General features: G+C 43.0%; 23 protein-coding genes. 15 read left to right on the top strand and 8 right to left on the bottom strand.

The genetic code is table 11. From position 1 onward, the window contains the following. Nucleotides 1-1,779 (bottom strand): SWIM zinc finger domain-containing protein, encoded by a 1,779-nt coding sequence (locus tag QUB24_RS20170; protein ID WP_333154970.1) that lies wholly within the window; start codon nt 1,777-1,779, stop codon nt 1-3. Between the two features lie 263 nt (nt 1,780-2,042). On the opposite strand from QUB24_RS20170, the gene QUB24_RS20175 reads away from it, so the two are divergent. Continuing rightward, nucleotides 2,043-2,240, top strand: coding sequence for a hypothetical protein (locus QUB24_RS20175; RefSeq protein ID WP_333154971.1), 198 nt, complete (start codon nt 2,043-2,045; stop codon nt 2,238-2,240). Nucleotides 2,241-2,356: 116 nt separating this feature from the next. Here QUB24_RS20175 and QUB24_RS20180 read toward each other — a convergent pair whose 3' ends face one another. Continuing rightward, entirely contained in the window at nt 2,357-4,339 is a 1,983-nt protein-coding gene (locus QUB24_RS20180; RefSeq protein WP_333154973.1) for an NB-ARC domain-containing protein, read from the bottom strand. Between the two features lie 6 nt (nt 4,340-4,345). Here QUB24_RS20180 and QUB24_RS20185 point away from each other — a divergent pair, with 6 nt between their 5' ends. The 5 genes from QUB24_RS20185 (at nt 4,346) to QUB24_RS20205 (ending at nt 7,173) form a co-directional block, all read left to right on the top strand. Next, a complete protein-coding gene (locus QUB24_RS20185; RefSeq protein ID WP_333154974.1) occupies nt 4,346-4,474 on the top strand; it encodes a hypothetical protein in 129 nt (42 codons plus the stop codon). A gap of 559 nt (nt 4,475-5,033) precedes the next feature. Then, nucleotides 5,034-5,531, top strand: coding sequence for a hypothetical protein (locus QUB24_RS20190; protein ID WP_333154975.1), 498 nt, complete (start codon nt 5,034-5,036; stop codon nt 5,529-5,531). Nucleotides 5,532-5,716: 185 nt separating this feature from the next. Beyond that, nucleotides 5,717-6,055, top strand: coding sequence for a hypothetical protein (locus QUB24_RS20195; RefSeq protein WP_333154976.1), 339 nt, complete (start codon nt 5,717-5,719; stop codon nt 6,053-6,055). A gap of 242 nt (nt 6,056-6,297) precedes the next feature. Further along, nucleotides 6,298-6,660 carry a hypothetical protein gene (locus QUB24_RS20200; RefSeq protein ID WP_333154977.1) on the top strand — a complete coding sequence of 121 codons (363 nt, stop codon included), beginning with the start codon at nt 6,298-6,300 and terminating at the stop codon, nt 6,658-6,660. Nucleotides 6,661-6,714: 54 nt separating this feature from the next. Next, nucleotides 6,715-7,173, top strand: coding sequence for a hypothetical protein (locus tag QUB24_RS20205; protein WP_333154978.1), 459 nt, complete (start codon nt 6,715-6,717; stop codon nt 7,171-7,173). Between the two features lie 429 nt (nt 7,174-7,602). Here the strand turns inward: QUB24_RS20205 and QUB24_RS20210 are convergent, their stop codons facing one another. From QUB24_RS20210 to QUB24_RS20225, 4 genes are all read right to left on the bottom strand, one after another. Then, nucleotides 7,603-8,466, bottom strand: coding sequence for a CPBP family glutamic-type intramembrane protease (locus QUB24_RS20210; protein WP_333154979.1), 864 nt, complete (start codon nt 8,464-8,466; stop codon nt 7,603-7,605). 148 nt (nt 8,467-8,614) lie between these two features. Further along, nucleotides 8,615-9,655, bottom strand: coding sequence for a UDP-3-O-(3-hydroxymyristoyl)glucosamine N-acyltransferase (gene lpxD, locus QUB24_RS20215; RefSeq protein ID WP_333154980.1), 1,041 nt, complete (start codon nt 9,653-9,655; stop codon nt 8,615-8,617). Between the two features lie 143 nt (nt 9,656-9,798). Continuing rightward, entirely contained in the window at nt 9,799-10,116 is a 318-nt protein-coding gene (locus QUB24_RS20220; RefSeq protein ID WP_333154981.1) for a YkvA family protein, read from the bottom strand. Nucleotides 10,117-10,529: 413 nt separating this feature from the next. Then, a complete protein-coding gene (locus QUB24_RS20225; protein ID WP_333154982.1) occupies nt 10,530-11,774 on the bottom strand; it encodes an SPFH domain-containing protein in 1,245 nt (414 codons plus the stop codon). 189 nt (nt 11,775-11,963) lie between these two features. Here QUB24_RS20225 and QUB24_RS20230 point away from each other — a divergent pair, with 189 nt between their 5' ends. The 9 genes from QUB24_RS20230 to QUB24_RS20265 all read left to right on the top strand — a co-directional run bounded on the left by QUB24_RS20230 (nt 11,964) and on the right by QUB24_RS20265 (nt 14,972). Beyond that, complete coding sequence (locus QUB24_RS20230; RefSeq protein WP_333154983.1) at nt 11,964-12,284, top strand: DUF433 domain-containing protein; 321 nt, start codon at nt 11,964-11,966, stop codon at nt 12,282-12,284. 184 nt (nt 12,285-12,468) lie between these two features. Next, a complete protein-coding gene (locus QUB24_RS20235) occupies nt 12,469-12,612 on the top strand; it encodes a hypothetical protein (protein WP_333154984.1) in 144 nt (47 codons plus the stop codon). A 386-nt stretch (nt 12,613-12,998) separates the two neighbouring features. Further along, the gene (locus QUB24_RS20240; protein ID WP_333154985.1) at nt 12,999-13,199 is read left to right on the top strand and encodes a type II toxin-antitoxin system VapB family antitoxin; all 201 of its coding nucleotides are present in this window, start codon (nt 12,999-13,001) and stop codon (nt 13,197-13,199) included. Further along, nucleotides 13,196-13,405, top strand: coding sequence for a hypothetical protein (locus tag QUB24_RS20245; RefSeq protein WP_333154986.1), 210 nt, complete (start codon nt 13,196-13,198; stop codon nt 13,403-13,405). The genes QUB24_RS20240 and QUB24_RS20245 overlap by 4 nt, the downstream gene beginning before the upstream one ends. After that, on the top strand, nt 13,377-13,595 hold the full coding sequence (locus QUB24_RS33660) for a PIN domain-containing protein (RefSeq protein ID WP_445300422.1): 219 nt from the start codon (nt 13,377-13,379) through the stop codon (nt 13,593-13,595). The genes QUB24_RS20245 and QUB24_RS33660 overlap by 29 nt, the downstream gene beginning before the upstream one ends. Before the next feature lie 184 nt (nt 13,596-13,779). Then, entirely contained in the window at nt 13,780-14,055 is a 276-nt protein-coding gene (locus QUB24_RS20250; RefSeq protein ID WP_333154987.1) for a hypothetical protein, read from the top strand. Nucleotides 14,056-14,098: 43 nt separating this feature from the next. Beyond that, nucleotides 14,099-14,464 (top strand): papain fold toxin domain-containing protein, encoded by a 366-nt coding sequence (locus QUB24_RS20255; protein WP_333154988.1) that lies wholly within the window; start codon nt 14,099-14,101, stop codon nt 14,462-14,464. Between the two features lie 18 nt (nt 14,465-14,482). Next, a complete protein-coding gene (locus QUB24_RS20260; RefSeq protein ID WP_333154990.1) occupies nt 14,483-14,857 on the top strand; it encodes a hypothetical protein in 375 nt (124 codons plus the stop codon). After that, entirely contained in the window at nt 14,850-14,972 is a 123-nt protein-coding gene (locus QUB24_RS20265; RefSeq protein WP_333154991.1) for a hypothetical protein, read from the top strand. Before QUB24_RS20260 ends, QUB24_RS20265 begins: the two co-directional genes overlap by 8 nt. Here QUB24_RS20265 and QUB24_RS20270 read toward each other — a convergent pair. Both QUB24_RS20270 and QUB24_RS20275 read right to left on the bottom strand, forming a co-directional pair. Then, nucleotides 14,956-15,342, bottom strand: a complete 387-nt coding sequence (locus tag QUB24_RS20270) for a hypothetical protein (protein ID WP_333154992.1) — start codon at nt 15,340-15,342, stop codon at nt 14,956-14,958. The genes QUB24_RS20265 and QUB24_RS20270 overlap by 17 nt on opposite strands. Before the next feature lie 99 nt (nt 15,343-15,441). Beyond that, complete coding sequence (locus tag QUB24_RS20275; protein WP_333154993.1) at nt 15,442-17,796, bottom strand: dynamin family protein; 2,355 nt, start codon at nt 17,794-17,796, stop codon at nt 15,442-15,444. Nucleotides 17,797-17,941 lie beyond the last annotated feature (145 nt).

Raw genomic sequence — 17,941 nt, forward strand, 5'->3', positions numbered from 1 at the left:
TCAATCTAAATCGGGACTCTTCAGCATTCCCATTAACTTCCGCTTCCGATTGTGTACTTGCATAAGTTGAGAACGATAAGCACACCACTGAAGATTTTGCCCCATTTGTAAATAGGCAGCGCGGGCTTTTTCCAACCACTTAATTGCACGATCGTAGTCCTCTGATTTTCCCCGATCCATAATCGATTCAGCAAGCCGACAAGCATTGGCGATCGTCCAATCGGGGCGGTGGGCGATCGCAGCCCCCATTACCCGGTGAATCAGTGCCGATTCGTAGCCACTCAAGCCATCAGCAACAGCGATCGCATCTTCAATAAGTCCCTCATAGAGAAAAATATCAACCTGTGCTTCAGAAACTCCCCAACTTCTATCACTTCTGAGAGTTGCTAACAAATTTGCTTTCACAGTTGACCAACTGTTTCCTGCAAACTCCTTCACTAAAAGATAATCGGCAAAGGATGGTTTGATTTCAAAAACCCGCATTCTAGAATTTAATGCAACTTCGTTTTCTCCCAATTCAACAGCCAACTCACTCGTCCAAATTGCCAGTTTATAAAGGCAATTGCCTGACAACTTCAACCCAGTTTGAGCAATTTTTAGAGCTTCAGCTTGGGCTTCCTGTGCTTGTAAACTTTGAGCGAGAGCAAAAGCATCTTCCGCTGATTTCATCTGAGTAGCAGCAGCTTCCACTGCTTCTTCTACTCTCCCCAAACGACTTAACATCGTCAAGTATTGTTGAGGGCAGTTTTCTGCTTGCGCTAAGTATAAGTATTCTTGATAGCGTTCCTGGCGATCGAGGATTTGCAAGCGAATTAATGCTAAATTCTTAGCACATTTTGGTGCGTCATTAGCTCCTATTTCTTGCCCAGTAGTGTTTCCTTGAAGTACCTGTTGAATTAGGGGATCATCCCAACCTTGGCGTAATGCTTTTAAGCTCATGCTGAAATCGCAATCCCATTCATCTTGCCAAGCTTCTAACATCACCTGGAGATCGATCTCTTCTTCAGCAGTTAGTTCAGCCGTTAAAATGGCTTCTGTCCAAGCTTCATCCAAAGCGTCCGCTATATCAGAACTTTCAGCGCCATATTCTTCTACGTCATCCCAATCTTCAACGCAGGCTGCAGTGATGGCTTGTAAAATTACTAAGGCGTTGTTACCATCTCCCTCTGCGATCAATTCCTGCGCTTGCTGAATCACATCGAAAAGTTCTTCTGTAATGGGGTCTTCTTCCTCCCATCCATCCTCGAAATAACGCACAGCATTTCGCAAAATTTGTCGTACTTGTTGTCGAAAGGGAGCGGGATTAATGGAGGTGCGACGGGGTGCTTTAGTAGGTTGCTGTGGAGGCGTAGGAATAGCAATTAAGTTAACGTATCGTTCGATCGGATCAATGAGTGAGGGCTCCTTTTCTACTAAATTTTGTATTAATTGCTGGGTTTGTACATCGTTTAGGCGATCGAGTAACTGTTCCAGTGTGGGGCGCTGCTCAATTATTTGTGGTTGTCGCAGACATAATAACAGGGTAGCCACAATATGTTTACACCACCCAACGCGATCGTAAGCACAAGTACAATTTGATGATGCCACATTAGCGTCATCAAAGTTTATCGTAATACGGTAAGGTTGAACTTCAGAACCCTCCACTATTGCTTGCACGATATTGCCACGCAGGACAGCGCTAGTAACATTACCCGCTAAATAGTAAGTTTCACCGCGCTTGAGGGAGGCGGCAGAGGTATTATGCTGGATCGTCGCTTCACTAAGCTTGGGAATCGGCATGAGACTATGCCTGAGCAATTAAAGGATTAGACTTAATTTTACCTCAGAGATGTACTCTGCCTAGGATTTAATTGCGTCTCAATGTAAGATTTACAGAAAATTCAATACTCCGTAAAGCAAGCACTGAGAACGTTTGCAGCTTGATGAGGGGAAATTTTTTCTGAAAATTTTGCATAATTGTTTCCCTACCCCCTGGTTAATAATAGAGCGCAGTTGGCCAACTCGCTTCTCCCTTATCCCTTTCTTTGACGGAGAAACGAGCTGTGATACCTATAGTTTCATCTACCCCCCTGACTTTATTAGTAATGGGGGTTCCCAATGCTGCGGGAGAAATCATTGCCAATATAGAGGCAAGTTTAGTATCAGCCGTTGGTAGTTACCCCTTGATGGAAATTGCCCAAGCTGAGCGCAGAACAAAATGCAGTTCTGGAGAGGACGATCCGATAGTTCCTCCGAACTAAATAACTTTAATTGTTAGCGATCGTTCAGTAGGGTGCGTCAGCTAGTTAAATGGTGAAGTAGGAGCGAAAAACTGAGAACTACTGACGCAGCCTACTGTAATTTAATTAAAATTTAATTAATTAGGTTCTCGGCCCGAAGCACTGATCCTCTCGCGCGCAAAACTCTTCCAAATACTTAATTCGGGAAGTTTCCACGCCACACCTTCTTGTTGTTGGCCTTGGGCAGAGCAATTCAGGCATTTTTGCCAGCAAGAAAGAGCGGCTGTTGTATCCCCTTTTGCTTCGAGAACTTGTGCTAGCAAGCAGTGTGCAATAGGATAGAATTTATCTAATTCAATTGCTTTTTGCAAGTGAGTCTCTGCGTCACTGTAAAGTTGCAGTCCTAGATAAGCCCATCCCAGATTTTTGTGGAGCGTGACTTGCACCATTTTGTCATTAACTTGTGGCAAAATGGAGAGAATTAGTTCTACCGCTACGTCAAAATTTTCGCTGAGAATTTCCAGTCGAGCTAAATTATTGACAGCCGCAGCGGCAGCGCGACTGTTTTTATATTCTGCTGCTTTTTTGTAGTGCTGGCGAGCGTTGGGCAAATCTTCTAGTTTTTCGTAGGTTGACCCTAAATTGTAGTTAGCTGCTGGCAGTTCTGGATTGTAGCGAAGGGTTTGTGTTAAATAACATTTTGCCGTCTGTAACTCACTCTCTAAGTATTTCTTGTAACCAATTTGATTCAGGTATTTAGCAATTAATTGATGGGTGACAAGTCGCCTAGCCTGCGGGCTGACTGTCAGGCGTTCTTCCTCGGATTCGGTGAGGGCTTGCAGGAGCGATCGCTCGATGAGAATTTCTACAGCCAGTTTCAATTCTGATAAGTCTTCAGCAAATAGGAGACTGGATTGCAACTCGCTAAGGGTGGCGGGTTTATTGCTCGCCAAACAAGACAATACTTTTACTTCTAATTCATGAAAATCCTGAAAATTTTCCTCAAAATAATCTCGGACAATGCCCTCAATAACCGAGGGAGTTTTTTTAATGAGTTGTGCTAAATTGCCGGCTAACATATCTTGAGCGTGAGTGACCGCTATTTTTAATAGGAGGGGATTGCCGCCATATAGGTAAATAAGTTCTGATAGTAAATTCCTCTCTGAAGTAGAAACTTGGGGGGCGGATAAAATGATTTGTTTGGCATCCTTTTCTGGTAACTCACTCACTTCTAAAGCTCGCAAAGGTAAGGTTGTTTCTGCTAAAATATCGAGTTCTATAGGGTGAGTCCAACTGATGATAAGCAGGCAACTTTGGTGAGGGGTTTGTGCTATTTGTTGGAAGAGTTCCCGGTAACTTTCGTAGCCTGGGCGGTATTGTCCTGGTAGCTGTCCGCTTTCGAGGATAGTTTCGACTTCATCGAAGACTAATAAACAGCGGGTTAAACGCAAATATTCTATTAACTGGGAGATGAGTGAGTTGCTGGGTTTGGGAATGTCGATTTCTGAATGATGAGAGAGGAATTGCAAGATGTCTGGCAATAGTTTTTCAAGGGGGCCAGAGGTGGCGAGGTTTCGCCAGATTATGGTTTGAAATTCCCCTTTAATTTGTTGTAGAGTTTGGGTAGCTAATGCTGTTTTGCCAATCCCTCCCATGCCACAAATTGTGACTACTCGACAACGGTTTGTTACTACCCATTTTTTGAGAGTTTCTATTTCGGAATTACGTCCGTAGAAAGGTTCTTGAGCTGGGACTTCTCCCCAATCAATACGCGGTGAGAATTGAGGGATAGTTGCGTCTTGGAAGCGGGTATTCTCTACGGTTGGAGCAACTTCGCGGTCGCTTGTGGCATCGTGACGGTTAGTGGAAACTTGTTTCTGGTATTCAGTTACGAGAATTTGCTGGAGTTTGGCTAATTTTCCAGGCCCAGCACCTTGAACTTCAAATTTTTTATACACTTCTCCCAGGCGTTTTTGTAAGGCATCTTTGCGAACGCGAAGCTGGTCTGAAATATCAGACATGGATTCGCCTTTGATTGCTCTTGATAAGACTTCAAATTCGTTTTCGGAAATGCCAACTTTAGTGGCTAAAGTTATTAAAAAATCTTCGGGAAGTTTCATACTACGTTGAATACAGGTATTACAAAGCGGGCGGTTCTACTCAAAGATAGCTGGGAAAGGACGGGGCGATCGCGCGATCGCAGCGAACACAGGAATTTGGGCATCGGAAACAGAGGTTTCTGGGCTGTAACTTGATTATATGGGCTTTTTTCTCACTTATCACGAGGTAAACGAGATAGACAACAGAAGAACTGAGGGGTGGGGCAAACAGAGGCTTCGGGGCTGTAACTTGATTATATGGGCGTTTTTCTCACTTATCACGAGGTAAACGAGATACAAAACAGCATAATTGAGGGGTGATCGGCTGAAATTTGGAGCAGTTGCTCGATCGGGATACTTGATTGGTAGAGGTTTAGAGCTTGTTTAAGCTGCCATTAAAGGGGCTAGAGCGTTTTGCAATCGACTTTTGAGAGCGTCATCTCACTTAATGAGTTTTTTTTGAGCATTAGCTTGACAAATTAGAACTATTGTTGATACATTAATCTCAGTTAGGCGCGGTGGATGTTTCAGAAAGTCGGCGCAGCCGGAGAGCTTTCTGAGTTCAGCGAACCTGAATACACTTTCCCCCTCAGCTTTGCATAATTTTTGGGTTTGACCCTGGTTAATCAGTAGATGTCGAAACCAGATTTACCTGTGAAAACTGCTGGACTAAAACAACTTACGAGTATCGTTGCTGATTGGAGAGTAAAAGGCCATGTTTAGGTGCGTCAAGTTGATAACCGCTTTACCTACGATCGCGCTTCTGTCTGTTTTCAATCTGTTTCCGAGGGCGATCGCCCAAGAGTATCCGGGGTGTTTTCAATTGAATTCTGAAAGAAAACAGTATGAATCTCTCGATGAGCTTTGTCGATTTCCCAAACCACCTGAAAACCCGCGGAAGCCAGACCCTTTTAGGGTTCAGCTCGTGAATGGACTGGAGTTAACTGGATTAGCGATGGAAAATACAGGAACTCAGAGATTTCTTGTAGGGCGGTTGACCAACAAGCAAAGTAAGACGGCTAAAGTTCAGTCTATCAGCGTCCAATTTCTCGATAAACGAGACGGAGCTGTAGTCCAATTTTTGACTGTTCAGCTTGGCGGTGTATTAGCTCGCAATCAGGGTTATGAATTCAGGAAAATTATGGACAATGCTCTTCAACTAGGCGATCGTAGTAACAATGATTTGTCTATCAAGTTTTTGGAGTGGGACTAGGTAAGATACTAGAGATAAAACTTAAACCCATACCAAATCCTTCAATAAATTAGGAAAAATTAATGAAATAAGTAAATAAATTTGGGGGTTGGTTTCATTGAAGCCTTTTGTTAAAGGGAAGTCAAGGCAAAAAAACCAAATTCTCGGATTTTTAATTCCTCTATATACAGACTAGGAGCGACATTATGGACGAGTTTGTTAGGAAAGCAGCAGGACTAGGATTGCCTGTAATTTTACTTCTAATTGTGATGGCAACTACAGGTTTTGCAGGAGCTGCCGCAATTACGACTGCTTTGGCAATGTTAGGTGGGCCAGCAGGAATGTTCGGTGGCATTGCCTTGCTGGGCATCATCGGTTTAGCGACAGAAATGTTATCTAAGTACGGTCTTGAAGCGCTGTTAATTGGAATTTACAGGCAGCGCATTCAAAATGGAGAATCTCATGCTGCAATTTGCCAAGAAATCCGCCAATTACCACTATCAGGAGATTTGAGGCGGAGACTTGGGGAAGAGTTTGGGTTTTAGTAAAAATGAGATGAGCAATTTTATTGGTAAATGGCCCTAGATAGATCGCTGCTAATTGCTTATACCAATTTTTTATGAGGCTGCATAGAATCCGATCCCCCCTAGCCCCCCTTAATAAGGGGGGGACAAGATTCCGATCAAAGTCAACCCCTACTCCCCAACAACCAGAGGGATGCGAGGGGGATCGAGATATGTGCAACTTCACATTAAATTGGTATTAGAGAATCAAATAGGAGGAACAGATGGAGAGCGAATTGATTGGAGAGGTTAGATTACGCAACTGCCACCTCGTCTACCGTGAAGGCTCAAACTATCGAGTAGATGTGATTAAGGCTCAAAGACCTACAATCGTATTTACAAAAAACATTACTTGTGAAGTAGTGGAGTATTTGTACAATCAACTCAAGGGACATCAAGTTAATAAAGATGAAGCAGCAGATGTCCTCAAACCCGTTGCCAGCAAGTTAGATTTACCTTACAGCTATGGGCATCAGCTTTCCTATTATACGCAGGAGGTTTTAGTGGTACTTGTGGCGATAGGTAGAGCAAGTTTGAGTCAACAAATAGGTCGAGGTTGTTGTTATACAATTCTTCGGACGTGCTAAATCCTAAAAGGAGGCGCTCTCATAGCTTTTCCGAACCGCCAATAGACAATAAATATGAAATCTAATCAACTCATCCAAATCAGCGGTACACCTGGTCAAATTGTGGGTCTTGTTCCAGTTCAAACTAATGGCACAATTACGGTTAAATTGGCCGGCGAAATGTTACAAATCAGCTCGGAATCTTTTTTTGGATTAGAAACAAAAGAGGTGTTTATTCCGATTGAGGATGTTAGAGCGATTGAAACAGGAGAGGGTTGTACTTGGTGGCTGTTTTGGTTAGGAATTCCGACTCTCAGTATTTTTATCGGTGTTGTCTTTATTATTCTTGCCTTCATTGTCAAACAGCGGTATCTGACTATTTACAGCAGTCGGGTTAATGTGATAGTATTTCACAGGAAGGGAGAAAAAGTGGCTCAGTTTAGAACTGGTGTTTTAGAGGCTCGCTATTCTAAGTCTCTGGCGATCGCTAAACCGCCCATGCCACCACCGCCATCACGTCCTTTGAATATTTGATTCAAGAGAGTAGATATCATATCAAATCCGCGCTTGATCGTCGGCCGTAAAATCGAGTCAATATTTAACACTCAACCATCATTGAGTTTTGCGACCCCGATTTAACAGTTAACAGTTAACATTCCACAGTCAACCATTATGAGGAGTGCAACCGGAATTGATATCATAATCCAAATCTCCTGAGTTTATGGTTCTCAGCAAAATAAAAATTATTGTGTTGCGAGCCCCATATCCCGGATGAGGAAGACGCTTATATAGCAATCCTTGCAGGAGTCATAAATTTTTTAACCCCACCCCAACCCTCCCCTTGGTAAGGGGAGGGAGTAAGAAATTCACACATGATTTAGGATTGCTATACTATCATTTATACCACAAATATAGGAGAGCCAATCTTTTATAAAAAACCGGATTTTTTAGAGTAAGTCTTATTTAAATTAACAAAACTACGCCTGCTGTTGCTAGCAATAACAGAATTCCGGCTGCACCTGCTAGGGGCTTAGTGGCAATTCCTGTTATCCATTCTGGTACCCTCGAAGTAGGTTTAATTGCGCCTTCTGTATCTACGGTAGTTATACCCCAAATCCAAGCTGCATGAATGCCGATCGCCAATCCTAAACTGCCATTGTCAGCGATGCGGGCTAATGTTAAAACCATCCCCATCAGCCACAATCCGGGCAGTTGCGGTAGAGTTTCTTTGGCTGCCCAAATTAGGTGGGCGATCGCGAAAATGAAACTGGCGATCGCTGCTGCGATTAGCACTGAGTAATCTTGCTGGAGGATTGTTTGCAAGCAGCCGCGAAAGATTAACTCTTCTGTGGCGCTAATCCACAGTCCTAATAACAGAGTCAGCAGACTAGCATGGTTAAAAATTAAAGTCCCAACATTAATTTTTTGTTCGCCTGTTTCTGTGGAATTTGCGCTTGTTTTTAGCTCGATCCAACCTGCGGTTAATTGCAGACCGAATAAAATTACTAAGCTGATTATTCCTAATCCTAATCCCCGCATTAATGACATCACAACTGCGGGTTGCCAATCCCAACCCCAATTGGTAAAAGAGGTGTTTTCAATCCACATTGTCGCCCATAAAATGAAGGGGACAATCACGTAGAGGGAAGCTAGTAAAGGTAATTTTTTGTTTCCCAGGGGTTGGGGCGGATGCCATTTGAGGGCGATCGCCAGCACGATCGCTGCGGGAAGCCACACAACAATCCAAGTTGAGAAAAACAAGATTATTTTGACAATTGCTGGTATTGACGGCGACAGCAGTCGCAGGTTAGTTATACTATTCCACATTTAATGGGTTGCAACTATAATACACTTAACTGTTGACTGTTAACTGTTGACTGTTAACTGTTGACTGTTAACTGTTAACTAATGACTAATGACTAATGACTAATGACTAATGACTAATGACTAATGACTAATGACTAATGACTAATGACTACCCATCGAGCTTGCGCTGAATTTGCCTCAGAGACTGGTACATTTCGGGCAAGCGGTTGTAGACGGCTGCGGCTTTAAGAAAGAGTTTGTGGGGAATTGCTGGAACGCCCGTCACGATCGCACCTGCGGGCACGTCGCTGTGAATTCCGGCTTTAGCAGTGGCGATCGCCCCATCTCCGATTTTGGCTTGATTAGCAATTCCTACTTGACCTGCCAAAATTACATTGTTGCCAATTTTCACCCCGCCAGCCATGCCAACGTGAGCGGCAAAAGCGCAATTTTTTCCTACTTGACAGCCGTGACCTACGTGTACTAAATTGTCGATTTTTGTATTTTGGCCGATGCGGGTTTCTCCGACAGCGGGCCTGTCGATCGTGCTGTTGCAGCCAACCTCAACGCCCTCTTCTAATACAGTGCAGCCAGACTGCTCCATTTTCACCCATCCTGTGGCTGTCGGCACGAACCCAAAACCTTCGGAACCGATTGCCGCACCGCTGTGAATCACGCAATTTGCCCCGATGCGAGTACGTTCGTGGATGACACAATTAGCGTGTAAAACAGTGCCTTCGCCTATTTCCGCATCTGGGTAAATTACGACATTTGGGTGAATGCAAACGTTGCTGCCAATTTTGACTTTTGCTTGGATAACGACGTGGGGGCCGATATAGACATTTTCACCAATTTCTGCTGAGGGGTGAACGACGGCTGAGGGATGAATTTCGGATGCTGGGCGAAACGGTTGATAGAAAATGGCGATCGTTTCAGCAAACAGCAATCGCGGATCTGCTGCGGCAATCCAAGCAATGTTGCGATCGGTACATTGAGCTTGGAGGCTTTCATCTAAGGGTAAAATTAAAGCCGAAGCATTTGTAGTGGCTGTATGAGGGGCAAATTTAGCACCTTCTATGTAACTGATTGTGCCGGATGCAGCTTCATCAACAGGGGCCGCGCCTGTAATTTCTGGATCGGTAGCAACCGACGCTGTGAGGGTGCGACTGGTGGCTAAGTTAAGTTTTTGTACTATTTCGCTAAACTTCATCTATAAAAATTTTTTGTTAACACAGATGGATCATAGTTAAAATTACCAGCTTTAGAGCACGATCTGAGCAGTTGCCATTGAAAAAACAAAAACCCCGATTTCTGTAAGAAGTCGGGGTTGTAGCGATCGATTATTTTTGGCAATTATTTTACAGAAACAGCATCTACGTCAACGGTGCTGCCTTTGGCTTCAGAATAAGGGGCACCGGTGGCTTCGGATGCTGAAGCTGTCTCTGTTTGACGAGATTTAAAGTAGTCGATCGCCATTTGGGATACTTCGGAAATCAGCAACACAGCAATTGCCACATCGTCAATTTGTCCGATGACGGGGAGAAAGTCTGGGGCTATGTCGATCGGGCTTACCAGATATGCCAGGGTTCCCAGAATAATCCACCAGCGGTATTTGGGGTTGCGGAGGGTGTCGCGATACCAGTTGTAAACAGATTGTATAGAAAAGTTCATGCGGTTGTCCTCTACTTATATTTTCAATCTTGACAAATTCTCGCTCGAAATGCTTGTGGAGATATCCCCCCTAGGGTTGGCAAGAGACTTCTACCTGGGAGTATAGGGAATTGGGCTGGAGGGATTTGTCAAGCTGTGTCGGAAGGGCGGGGACTCTTGACAACGCCCCTACAGAAACCTGACAGATGAAAGCTGATGGAATTTATCTGTGTTTATCTGCGTTGATTTGCGGTTGCAAAAAACATTCATATTGTTGACGGTAGATTCGGCATCTATTACTTGTATATCGTGATTAAAGCAAGTTACTTAAATTGGGATTTTTTCACCGCAGATGTCAGCAGATAAACACAGATGAACGCTGATGGGATTTATCTGTGTTTATCTGCTGTTTCAAATAACTTCATATTTTTATCTCACGAATTTTGAAAGATCCATTTTTGGTCGCCGATCGCAATTTCGCAGCCATTTGGTAGCCAAAAAGGCTCGTTAGCAGCCAGCCTCTGCCCACCCACAAAAGTGCCGTTGGAACTGCCGCTATCGACAAGCTGATACCGCTGTTTGCCAATTTCGTCAGTGGCCCGGCGGATTTGAGCGTGGTAGCGCGAACTTTGCGGATCTTGCAATACTAAAGTGTTGGTTGGTTCGCGTCCAATTGTAAAGGGATTGGCTGTTAGGGCGATCGCTTCTCCAGAAAGTTTGTAGATTAAATATGCGGTTGTTTGCCGATCGCTGCTTGCGAGTACGGTTGGTGCAAGTTGGGGAGGATTTCTGTCAGGAGGGAGGCTGTTTTGAGCAAGTTGTTGTGTTAGTTGTTGTAAATCGCGATCGAAACCCGCTGCTGTGTCTGAAGCTGGAAGACTCGCAGGAGAATTACCTGAAATTAAGTTTAACTGCTGTACGGGAGATTGAGGAACAATCGGACGGCCTGCTTCGGCAATTCTCATTTGCAGGGCGGCGGCATTTTCTGCTTCCTGTCGGGCACTCATTCCCTCAACTTGGCGAATAACTCCGTTGGTTTCGGGAAAGCTGACATCGCCAATTCGCACGTCTTCTAAGTTAAAACCTAGGGTATAAAAATCTTGGACGCGATCGAGCAAATTTTGGCGCAGCAACAGCCGTCCTTGACTGATAAGCTGTTGTAGGGGTATTTGCCCGATCGCTAATCCCATACAATCCTTAACTGCACTTGCTAAAACAGCTAGAGGATCGGACAATTCCAAAGCTACTCGTTTCGGATCTATAACTTGATAAATAACAGTCAGAGTGGCATCAATTAAAAACCGATCCTTAGACAAAAAATCTCCGTGCGACTGTACATCCAAGTTGCGGAGTTTGGTGTCTACGATGACAATTTGACACTGTTCTAGCAGGGGAAGGGCGAAGCTGAAATGCCGCCCGGATTTCAGGGTACGCACGGCGCGGCCGTTTTTGACCAACAAACCCGTGTAACCCGCCCCTATAAAGTCCATACTAAACCCGGCCCAGCGTTCTGGAGTTATCGTTTGAATCAGGGGAGAAGCGTTGTTCATGGGAGGGAGTTGAGGGAGGGGAGATTCTATTTTTAGGGTAACAAATTGCTGGGGGCGAGCGATCGGGCGGTGTGCCGGTTCCGCAACCTCTATTCTATACTTCTGGACTCCCCCCGATTCAGGCCGCACTGGATCTAGCTTGAATCTAGTTGATGGTGGGGGCGATCGAAATACTGTCCGTAGGGTGCGTCTGATCCTTCCAACCTGTTGAAATCGAAAGAATTAATGTCTAACGCACCCTACAATTTCCTGTAACGGTGACTATTTGTGCTAATATTAAAGAGCTTAAAAATTACCAATTAATAGCCTTAAACTATAATGTCTAAGGAATCCGTCATCACAGAACATATCGAAATTACGCCTGGGGTACTTGGTGGTAAGCCACGCATTGCTGGCCATCGAATTGCTGTAGCACACATCGCCGAAATGGATCTGAAAATGGGAATTTCTATAGAAGAAATTGCCGGCAAGTATGACTTACCACTTGCCTCTGTTCATGCTGCAATGACCTATTATTACGATCGTCGAGAAGAAATCGATCGTCACACTGCTGAAAGTCGAGCTATTGTGGAAGAATTAAAGCGTAATAGTCCACCATCTCCGTTACAAGACAAATTGAGGGCAATTAGAGGTGAGTGAGCAAATTCGTTTTCATGTAGACGAACATATTGACTCTAATATTGCGCGCGGTTTACGTCGTTACGGGATAGATGTGACGACAACAGTTGATGCAGGGTTGCGTACTAAAAGCGATGAGTCACACCTAGCCTTTATTCGCGAATAGCAGCGCGTGATATTAACTCACGATGATGATTTTATAATTATGGCAAGTTATACCACCGATTATCCGGGAATTGTCTATTGTCCTCCTAATTCTCGTTCTGTTGGCGAGATTATCCGTAGTTTGATTTTAATTTATGAAGTCTATACACCTGAAGAAATGATCGGGAGGATTGAATATATTTGACATTATTGTAACGCGATCGCACTTTCGGAAAATAAGGGCGATCGCACTTTAGGAAAAGAAACAATTGCGATACACCCAAGAGATTATCAGACTGGATTGAGGTATTGCGTTACAGGCTTCAAATCAATCTCATCGTTGTCAGTCAGTATTTTAAATAAATGACAGGGGATGCCGGCCGCAATCAAAGCTTCCAGATCGCGATCGAGCTTTGAGCAGTCCTCATAAATGCCGACTTGCCTGACTTACGCAAGCTAAACAGGCTTTTCATTCTCCCGCGAACTAAATGCAGAAAGCGATCGCCCAGTGATAGAGTTTCAGTGCTACACTAAAATTACAGCATTGTTCGGTGGCAATTGCGCGATACCCTACTTGCACGAGGAAAATATATGGTAACTACGCTCGAAATTGACAAAACTCTCCTTCAAGAAGCCCTTGATTTGAGTAACCATCCAACACCTACTACATTAATCGAAGCAGCTTTACGCGAGTACATTCAACGTCGCAAACAACTAAAAGTAGTGGAATTGTTTGGTACTATTGACTACGATGAAGATTATAACTACAAGGAACAGCGACAAACTTTATGAATGTTCTTGTTGATAGTTCCGTTTGGTCGTTGGCATTGCGGCGCCACACAACAAATGATGCGATCGCTATTGTTAATCTACTGCGTGATTTGATTGCAGATGGACGAGGGGTTTTACTGGGGGCTATTCGTCAGGAGGTGCTTTCTGGGGTACGCTACAAGGAACAGTTTGCAAGGGTTGCAAGAGTATCTTCGTGCTTTTCCTGATTTAGAGCTAACAACTGAAGATTATGAGTTAGCCGCAGAGTTTTTCAATACCTGTCGCAGTAATGGCGTTCAGGGTTCAAATACTGATTTTCTGTTATGTGCAGTTGCTCATCGTCGGGGCTACAGCATTTTCACTACTGACAAAGATTTTGAGAATTTCCGATCGCACATTCCTGTCGTATTACTATGAGAGTGGTTTCTCAGTTTATATCTTAACTTAAAGATGCCGATCGCACTTTTAGTTTTGAGATGTCCGAGGGACGATCGCGACAAAATACTAAAATAAGCTTAACAATAGAAAAGTGAAAGTTAGGTTATGTTAAAGTGTGATCTACAAAACCGTTTTTGCACCATACCGCACGGGAATCACTGCCATGTCCATTTCCAAACCTGAAAAGCCACAGTATTTAAAACCGATTAATCCCCCCGATCTTCAAATGCGATCCATCGCCTACAGTTTAGATACTTTAATTCCCGGACTCTACATTTGGCTGGGTGCGCTCAAAATTAGGATTGGGGGTAGCGAACCCGAAGAAAACTATCCAGGGACAATTCACAGTGCAATAGGTATTGCTTTAGTGTTCCCTGGCTACCGCATTTACAGCACTTACCAAGGTAGCTATGACCCTGCGGATAACTATTTAGGGTAAAGCGGAGTTAGGATGGCACCAAGAGATGGTCAAATAATTAAACATGATTGATGACGAATTACGACAACAAATTTCAGAAATAGCTAGTAAATTTAAGCTGTTTGAATGTAATGCTTGCGCTTTAAGGGTCCAAGAGTTTTTAATTATCAGGGGTATTTCGGGGAAAAAACTAAAAATTTACACTGGCAGTGCCAAGGGAAAATATGGTAATATTTACCATGATGACCTCGGACAAAATATTGCTACAAATGGACGGCATGAAGCTATTGCAGTTAAAATAAATGGGGAGGAACTAATTTTTGATAATATCCACAATGAAGGAATTTCTAAACAAGAGTGGTTGGGAAAATTTTATTGTTTGGCGATCGAGCTGGGCGGTCAATTTGAGATTGCGGAAATTGAATTTTAGCTGAAAGGAGATGAAACAATGTTAGATTTGTATGATTTGCTAGAAAAAATTAAGCAAAGAGCGTCTTTATACTTGGGGAAGCGATCGCTCAGTCATCTTCATGTTTTCTTAGACGGCTATACCTTTGCCCGCCGTCAACTTGGCATTCCTCTAACAGAACAAGAAACAAAGTTTGAGGAGTTTCAAGAATGGATAGAAAATCGATTTAACCAAGCAGACACTCAATCTTGGAGTCGGATTATTCTTTTTTATTCTGAGGATGAATCTGAGGCACTGAAGCGCTTTTTTGATTTATTTGAAGAATTCTTGAATAGTGAACAGTTACCAAAAATTGATGAAACAAATAATTCCAAAATGTCTGATGAGTTGAGTGTTGTAGGTGTAAATGGTTGAGTCTCATATTGATAGGGATACTAAAAGTGCGATCGCACTTTCGGACAATAAGGGCGATCGCACTTTGAAAAAGCAACAATTACGCTACACCCAAAACATTAGGAAACTGCTTTGAGGTATTGCGTTACAGGCTTCAAATCGATGTCATCGTTGGAAGTCAGTATTTTAAATAAATGACGCGGGATGCCGGCTGCAATCAAAATTTCCAAATCGCGATCGAGCTTTGAGAAGTCTTCATAGATACCCACAAACTGACTTACGCAAGCTAAAGATTCATCTTTCGGGTCATTCACTCCCGTGTATTTGTACTGAATATCAAAACCTGCTTTTTCGCCAATTTCTTCGATATCCCAGTCTACAAGATTAATATCTATCGCTTCAACGGCTAGGGCAATATGACCGGGCGGTATGGGGTCAAGAGGCTCGCAGCACCAACCCTCAGAATGATTCCATACACTTTGACCAACTGATTCTCGAATTTTCATGTATTTTCCCTCACTGAAAGTAGCAGCGAAACATGGATTGGGGATCGGAGACGGCCGATCGCACTTCGGACAAAAAGGGCGATCGTACTTTCTCTAACTTTACTTAACTGGCTTCCAACTATTGAGAGATTCCCGAATCGAACTTAATTGGCTGAGGTACTCAATAAGCTTGGCTTTTTGATACTCAAGACGAGCTAGAATTTCCGGCGCTTCTGCTTCTTTGGTTTCCCGTTCCTTCAAAACGCGATCGAAGTCATTTTGAAACCTTTTAATGTAATCATTGATTTGCTTTTCGGCACTTCTGAAATCAGCCGAAACCTGTTTGTTAATAACTCGTTCTAATAAATCTCTGTTTCTAGAACTTTGCTCATTTATTTTTCGATTTACTGACTCTAATGTCTGTCGTAAATCAACATCGAAAAATTCCCGATTTTCCGTAACATCAACATCAGCATAATAGACTTCATCAGAGTTACAGCAACGACTTTTTCTACCTGTTTCTTCCCTTCTATTTCCTACAACCACTGCTAATTGTACATCTTTAATCCGTGCATCAATTCCGGGAAAATCAAAGCTAGGAAACTGAATCGGATTGATGTTCAGTTTAACTTCTAAAGCATCACCAAGATAATTAGATAATTCATCTGATATTTCTTGGATATCTTCTTGAATTATTATTGCCAATTTTTCTCTAATATTCGTCCCCTCTCGAACTAATTCATCCTGAGTATCTATCCACCAACTTTGAATATAGGGCGGGCAAAATTTATTAATTGTTTGAATTATTTTTTCAGCTTCAGCCTTAGTTTTACACCGAATAATGTACGGATCAAACTCTTCACTATCAACAATCTGTTCAGAAACAGAGGTATTGAAAACTTGTGGAATAGACTCACTCAGTCCATCCAACAAAGACGTAGTGACTTTGAATGCTTTTCCTAATACGGGACCGACAGAAGGTATCAATCCTAACAGTCTTTCTCCAATTTCTCCCACTATTTGTCCAAAAACCCCATTGTTAGTCTTAACTTCTACTGGTTTGAGCAATAAGGGATTTTTTTTTGACTTAGGAGATCTAGCGGATTGAGATTCGGCAATCTTATGAATCTCACTGCCTATCTGAGCTTTAGCCTTATCCGCAAATGTGTTAATTCCTTGACTAAATCCTCGGATTAGTATTTGTTTTTCTTGCTCGACAGTTTTTTTGACTAACTCAACTTTGTACCTCGCATTTTCTGAGCGTTTCCTGTACTCTTCTACTTTTTCTTTGAGGGCTTCAATCCCCATTTCCCAACCTTTAATTTCTGTATTCAGAGTATCTTCAATTGCCTTAGCAGCTTTATCGAGTTCGGTCAACACCTCACTCAATAAATTCCAGCCAGAATTTTGCGTAATCCTTTGAATGACTGTTTCTTGAATGTTCAGGATACCGCTATCTTGCAAAGCTCTTGGTGCAATCTCTTCAGGTAAAGGAATTACTCTCCTACCTTTTTCATCTCTCTCAGCATATTTGGCACTAAAGAAATCCTCAAAATCTTTTATCTCCTTTTCAGTTGCTTTTCCTTGCTGAATCAGTTTCGCTAGAAGTCCTTGTCGAGAACTAGCAGGGTAAATAACTGGATTGCAAAAGCCAAAGCCAACTAACTCTCGCTCTAAATCTTTAATGACATCAGCAATTTCTTTGTCTCTCTCTGTTTTTTGGTCAACTTTATTCAAAATAAAGTAAATTTTTCCCGTGTTCTCAGCTATAAAATCCTTACGATTTTCAACAACATCCTTAAACAAATCAGCAACTGCATTATCTTTGTAGGAAGCGTAGTTTAAAATAAACAGAATGGCATTGCAGGTTCGCAGTGCTTCTAGTGCTGTCTGCTTCAGTGCATTAATGTTGAAGTTTGCAGACTCCCACTCATTAGGGCCGGGAGTATCAACTAAGGTAAAGCCTGTGAGAGAAGATAATTGGCTAATTGCTTCAATCGGATGCTCTATCTCAAAGCGTGTAGTGTTATCAGGATTGCCTTGTTCTCGGATTTCACGGGTACGCTGCAGGAATTTTTGCTGAATTTCGCCAGCGTCACCCTCAACAAGAATGACTGGTTTTCTTTCTCCTTCTCGATACTCTAAAAGTTTAGGAGTTTCGCCCGGTTTAATGTGTCGGACATCTGTACGGCAGATGGTACAGGCGGCCGTTTCACTCGCCAGCACATCAGCACCGATGATAGAATTTAAGAAGGTGCTTTTGCCAGCTTTCATTGCTGCAATGACGGCTACTTGATACTTCTGATCTTGCAAAGCCTTTAAAGCTTTGTTAATTTCATCTTCAATGCTTTGTAGCCCTTGACTTTCATCTCCCTGAATGCGGAGTCCGTCACGGAATTCTTTGAGATATTGTAATAGGAAAGTGCCTGTACTGTAAATGCTGGTGTATGCTGCTTGAAATTCTTGAGAAGACATAAGTTGACACTTTTTAGTTGAGGGACGGGCTAAGTTAAAGCTAGAAATTCGCGGTTCAAATTGATAGAGATTGTGCGCTTACCAACCTATCCGCCAGGGGTTTAAACTCCTGGCGGACTCGTGGAACAAGCGCTAAATATCAACA

It is taken from the genome of Microcoleus sp. B9-D4, from assembly GCF_036705105.1.
Classification (GTDB): domain Bacteria; phylum Cyanobacteriota; class Cyanobacteriia; order Cyanobacteriales; family Microcoleaceae; genus Microcoleus.

Excerpts from the sequence above, each read along its gene's own strand:
- QUB24_RS20170 (WP_333154970.1), bottom strand. The coding sequence starts at position 1,779 with ATGCCGATTCCCAAGCTTAGTGAAGCGACGATCCAGCATAATACCTCT.
- QUB24_RS20180 (WP_333154973.1), bottom strand. The coding sequence starts at position 4,339 with ATGAAACTTCCCGAAGATTTTTTAATAACTTTAGCCACTAAAGTTGGC.
- QUB24_RS20190 (WP_333154975.1), top strand. The coding sequence starts at position 5,034 with ATGTTTAGGTGCGTCAAGTTGATAACCGCTTTACCTACGATCGCGCTT.
- QUB24_RS20195 (WP_333154976.1), top strand. The coding sequence starts at position 5,717 with ATGGACGAGTTTGTTAGGAAAGCAGCAGGACTAGGATTGCCTGTAATT.
- QUB24_RS20200 (WP_333154977.1), top strand. The coding sequence starts at position 6,298 with ATGGAGAGCGAATTGATTGGAGAGGTTAGATTACGCAACTGCCACCTC.
- QUB24_RS20205 (WP_333154978.1), top strand. The coding sequence starts at position 6,715 with ATGAAATCTAATCAACTCATCCAAATCAGCGGTACACCTGGTCAAATT.
- QUB24_RS20210 (WP_333154979.1), bottom strand. The coding sequence starts at position 8,466 with ATGTGGAATAGTATAACTAACCTGCGACTGCTGTCGCCGTCAATACCA.
- lpxD (WP_333154980.1), bottom strand. The coding sequence starts at position 9,655 with ATGAAGTTTAGCGAAATAGTACAAAAACTTAACTTAGCCACCAGTCGC.
- QUB24_RS20220 (WP_333154981.1), bottom strand. The coding sequence starts at position 10,116 with ATGAACTTTTCTATACAATCTGTTTACAACTGGTATCGCGACACCCTC.
- QUB24_RS20230 (WP_333154983.1), top strand. The coding sequence starts at position 11,964 with ATGTCTAAGGAATCCGTCATCACAGAACATATCGAAATTACGCCTGGG.
- QUB24_RS20235 (WP_333154984.1), top strand. The coding sequence starts at position 12,469 with ATGGCAAGTTATACCACCGATTATCCGGGAATTGTCTATTGTCCTCCT.
- QUB24_RS20240 (WP_333154985.1), top strand. The coding sequence starts at position 12,999 with ATGGTAACTACGCTCGAAATTGACAAAACTCTCCTTCAAGAAGCCCTT.
- QUB24_RS20245 (WP_333154986.1), top strand. The coding sequence starts at position 13,196 with ATGAATGTTCTTGTTGATAGTTCCGTTTGGTCGTTGGCATTGCGGCGC.
- QUB24_RS20250 (WP_333154987.1), top strand. The coding sequence starts at position 13,780 with ATGTCCATTTCCAAACCTGAAAAGCCACAGTATTTAAAACCGATTAAT.
- QUB24_RS20255 (WP_333154988.1), top strand. The coding sequence starts at position 14,099 with ATGATTGATGACGAATTACGACAACAAATTTCAGAAATAGCTAGTAAA.
- QUB24_RS20260 (WP_333154990.1), top strand. The coding sequence starts at position 14,483 with ATGTTAGATTTGTATGATTTGCTAGAAAAAATTAAGCAAAGAGCGTCT.
- QUB24_RS20265 (WP_333154991.1), top strand. The coding sequence starts at position 14,850 with ATGGTTGAGTCTCATATTGATAGGGATACTAAAAGTGCGATCGCACTT.
- QUB24_RS20270 (WP_333154992.1), bottom strand. The coding sequence starts at position 15,342 with ATGAAAATTCGAGAATCAGTTGGTCAAAGTGTATGGAATCATTCTGAG.
- QUB24_RS20275 (WP_333154993.1), bottom strand. The coding sequence starts at position 17,796 with ATGTCTTCTCAAGAATTTCAAGCAGCATACACCAGCATTTACAGTACA.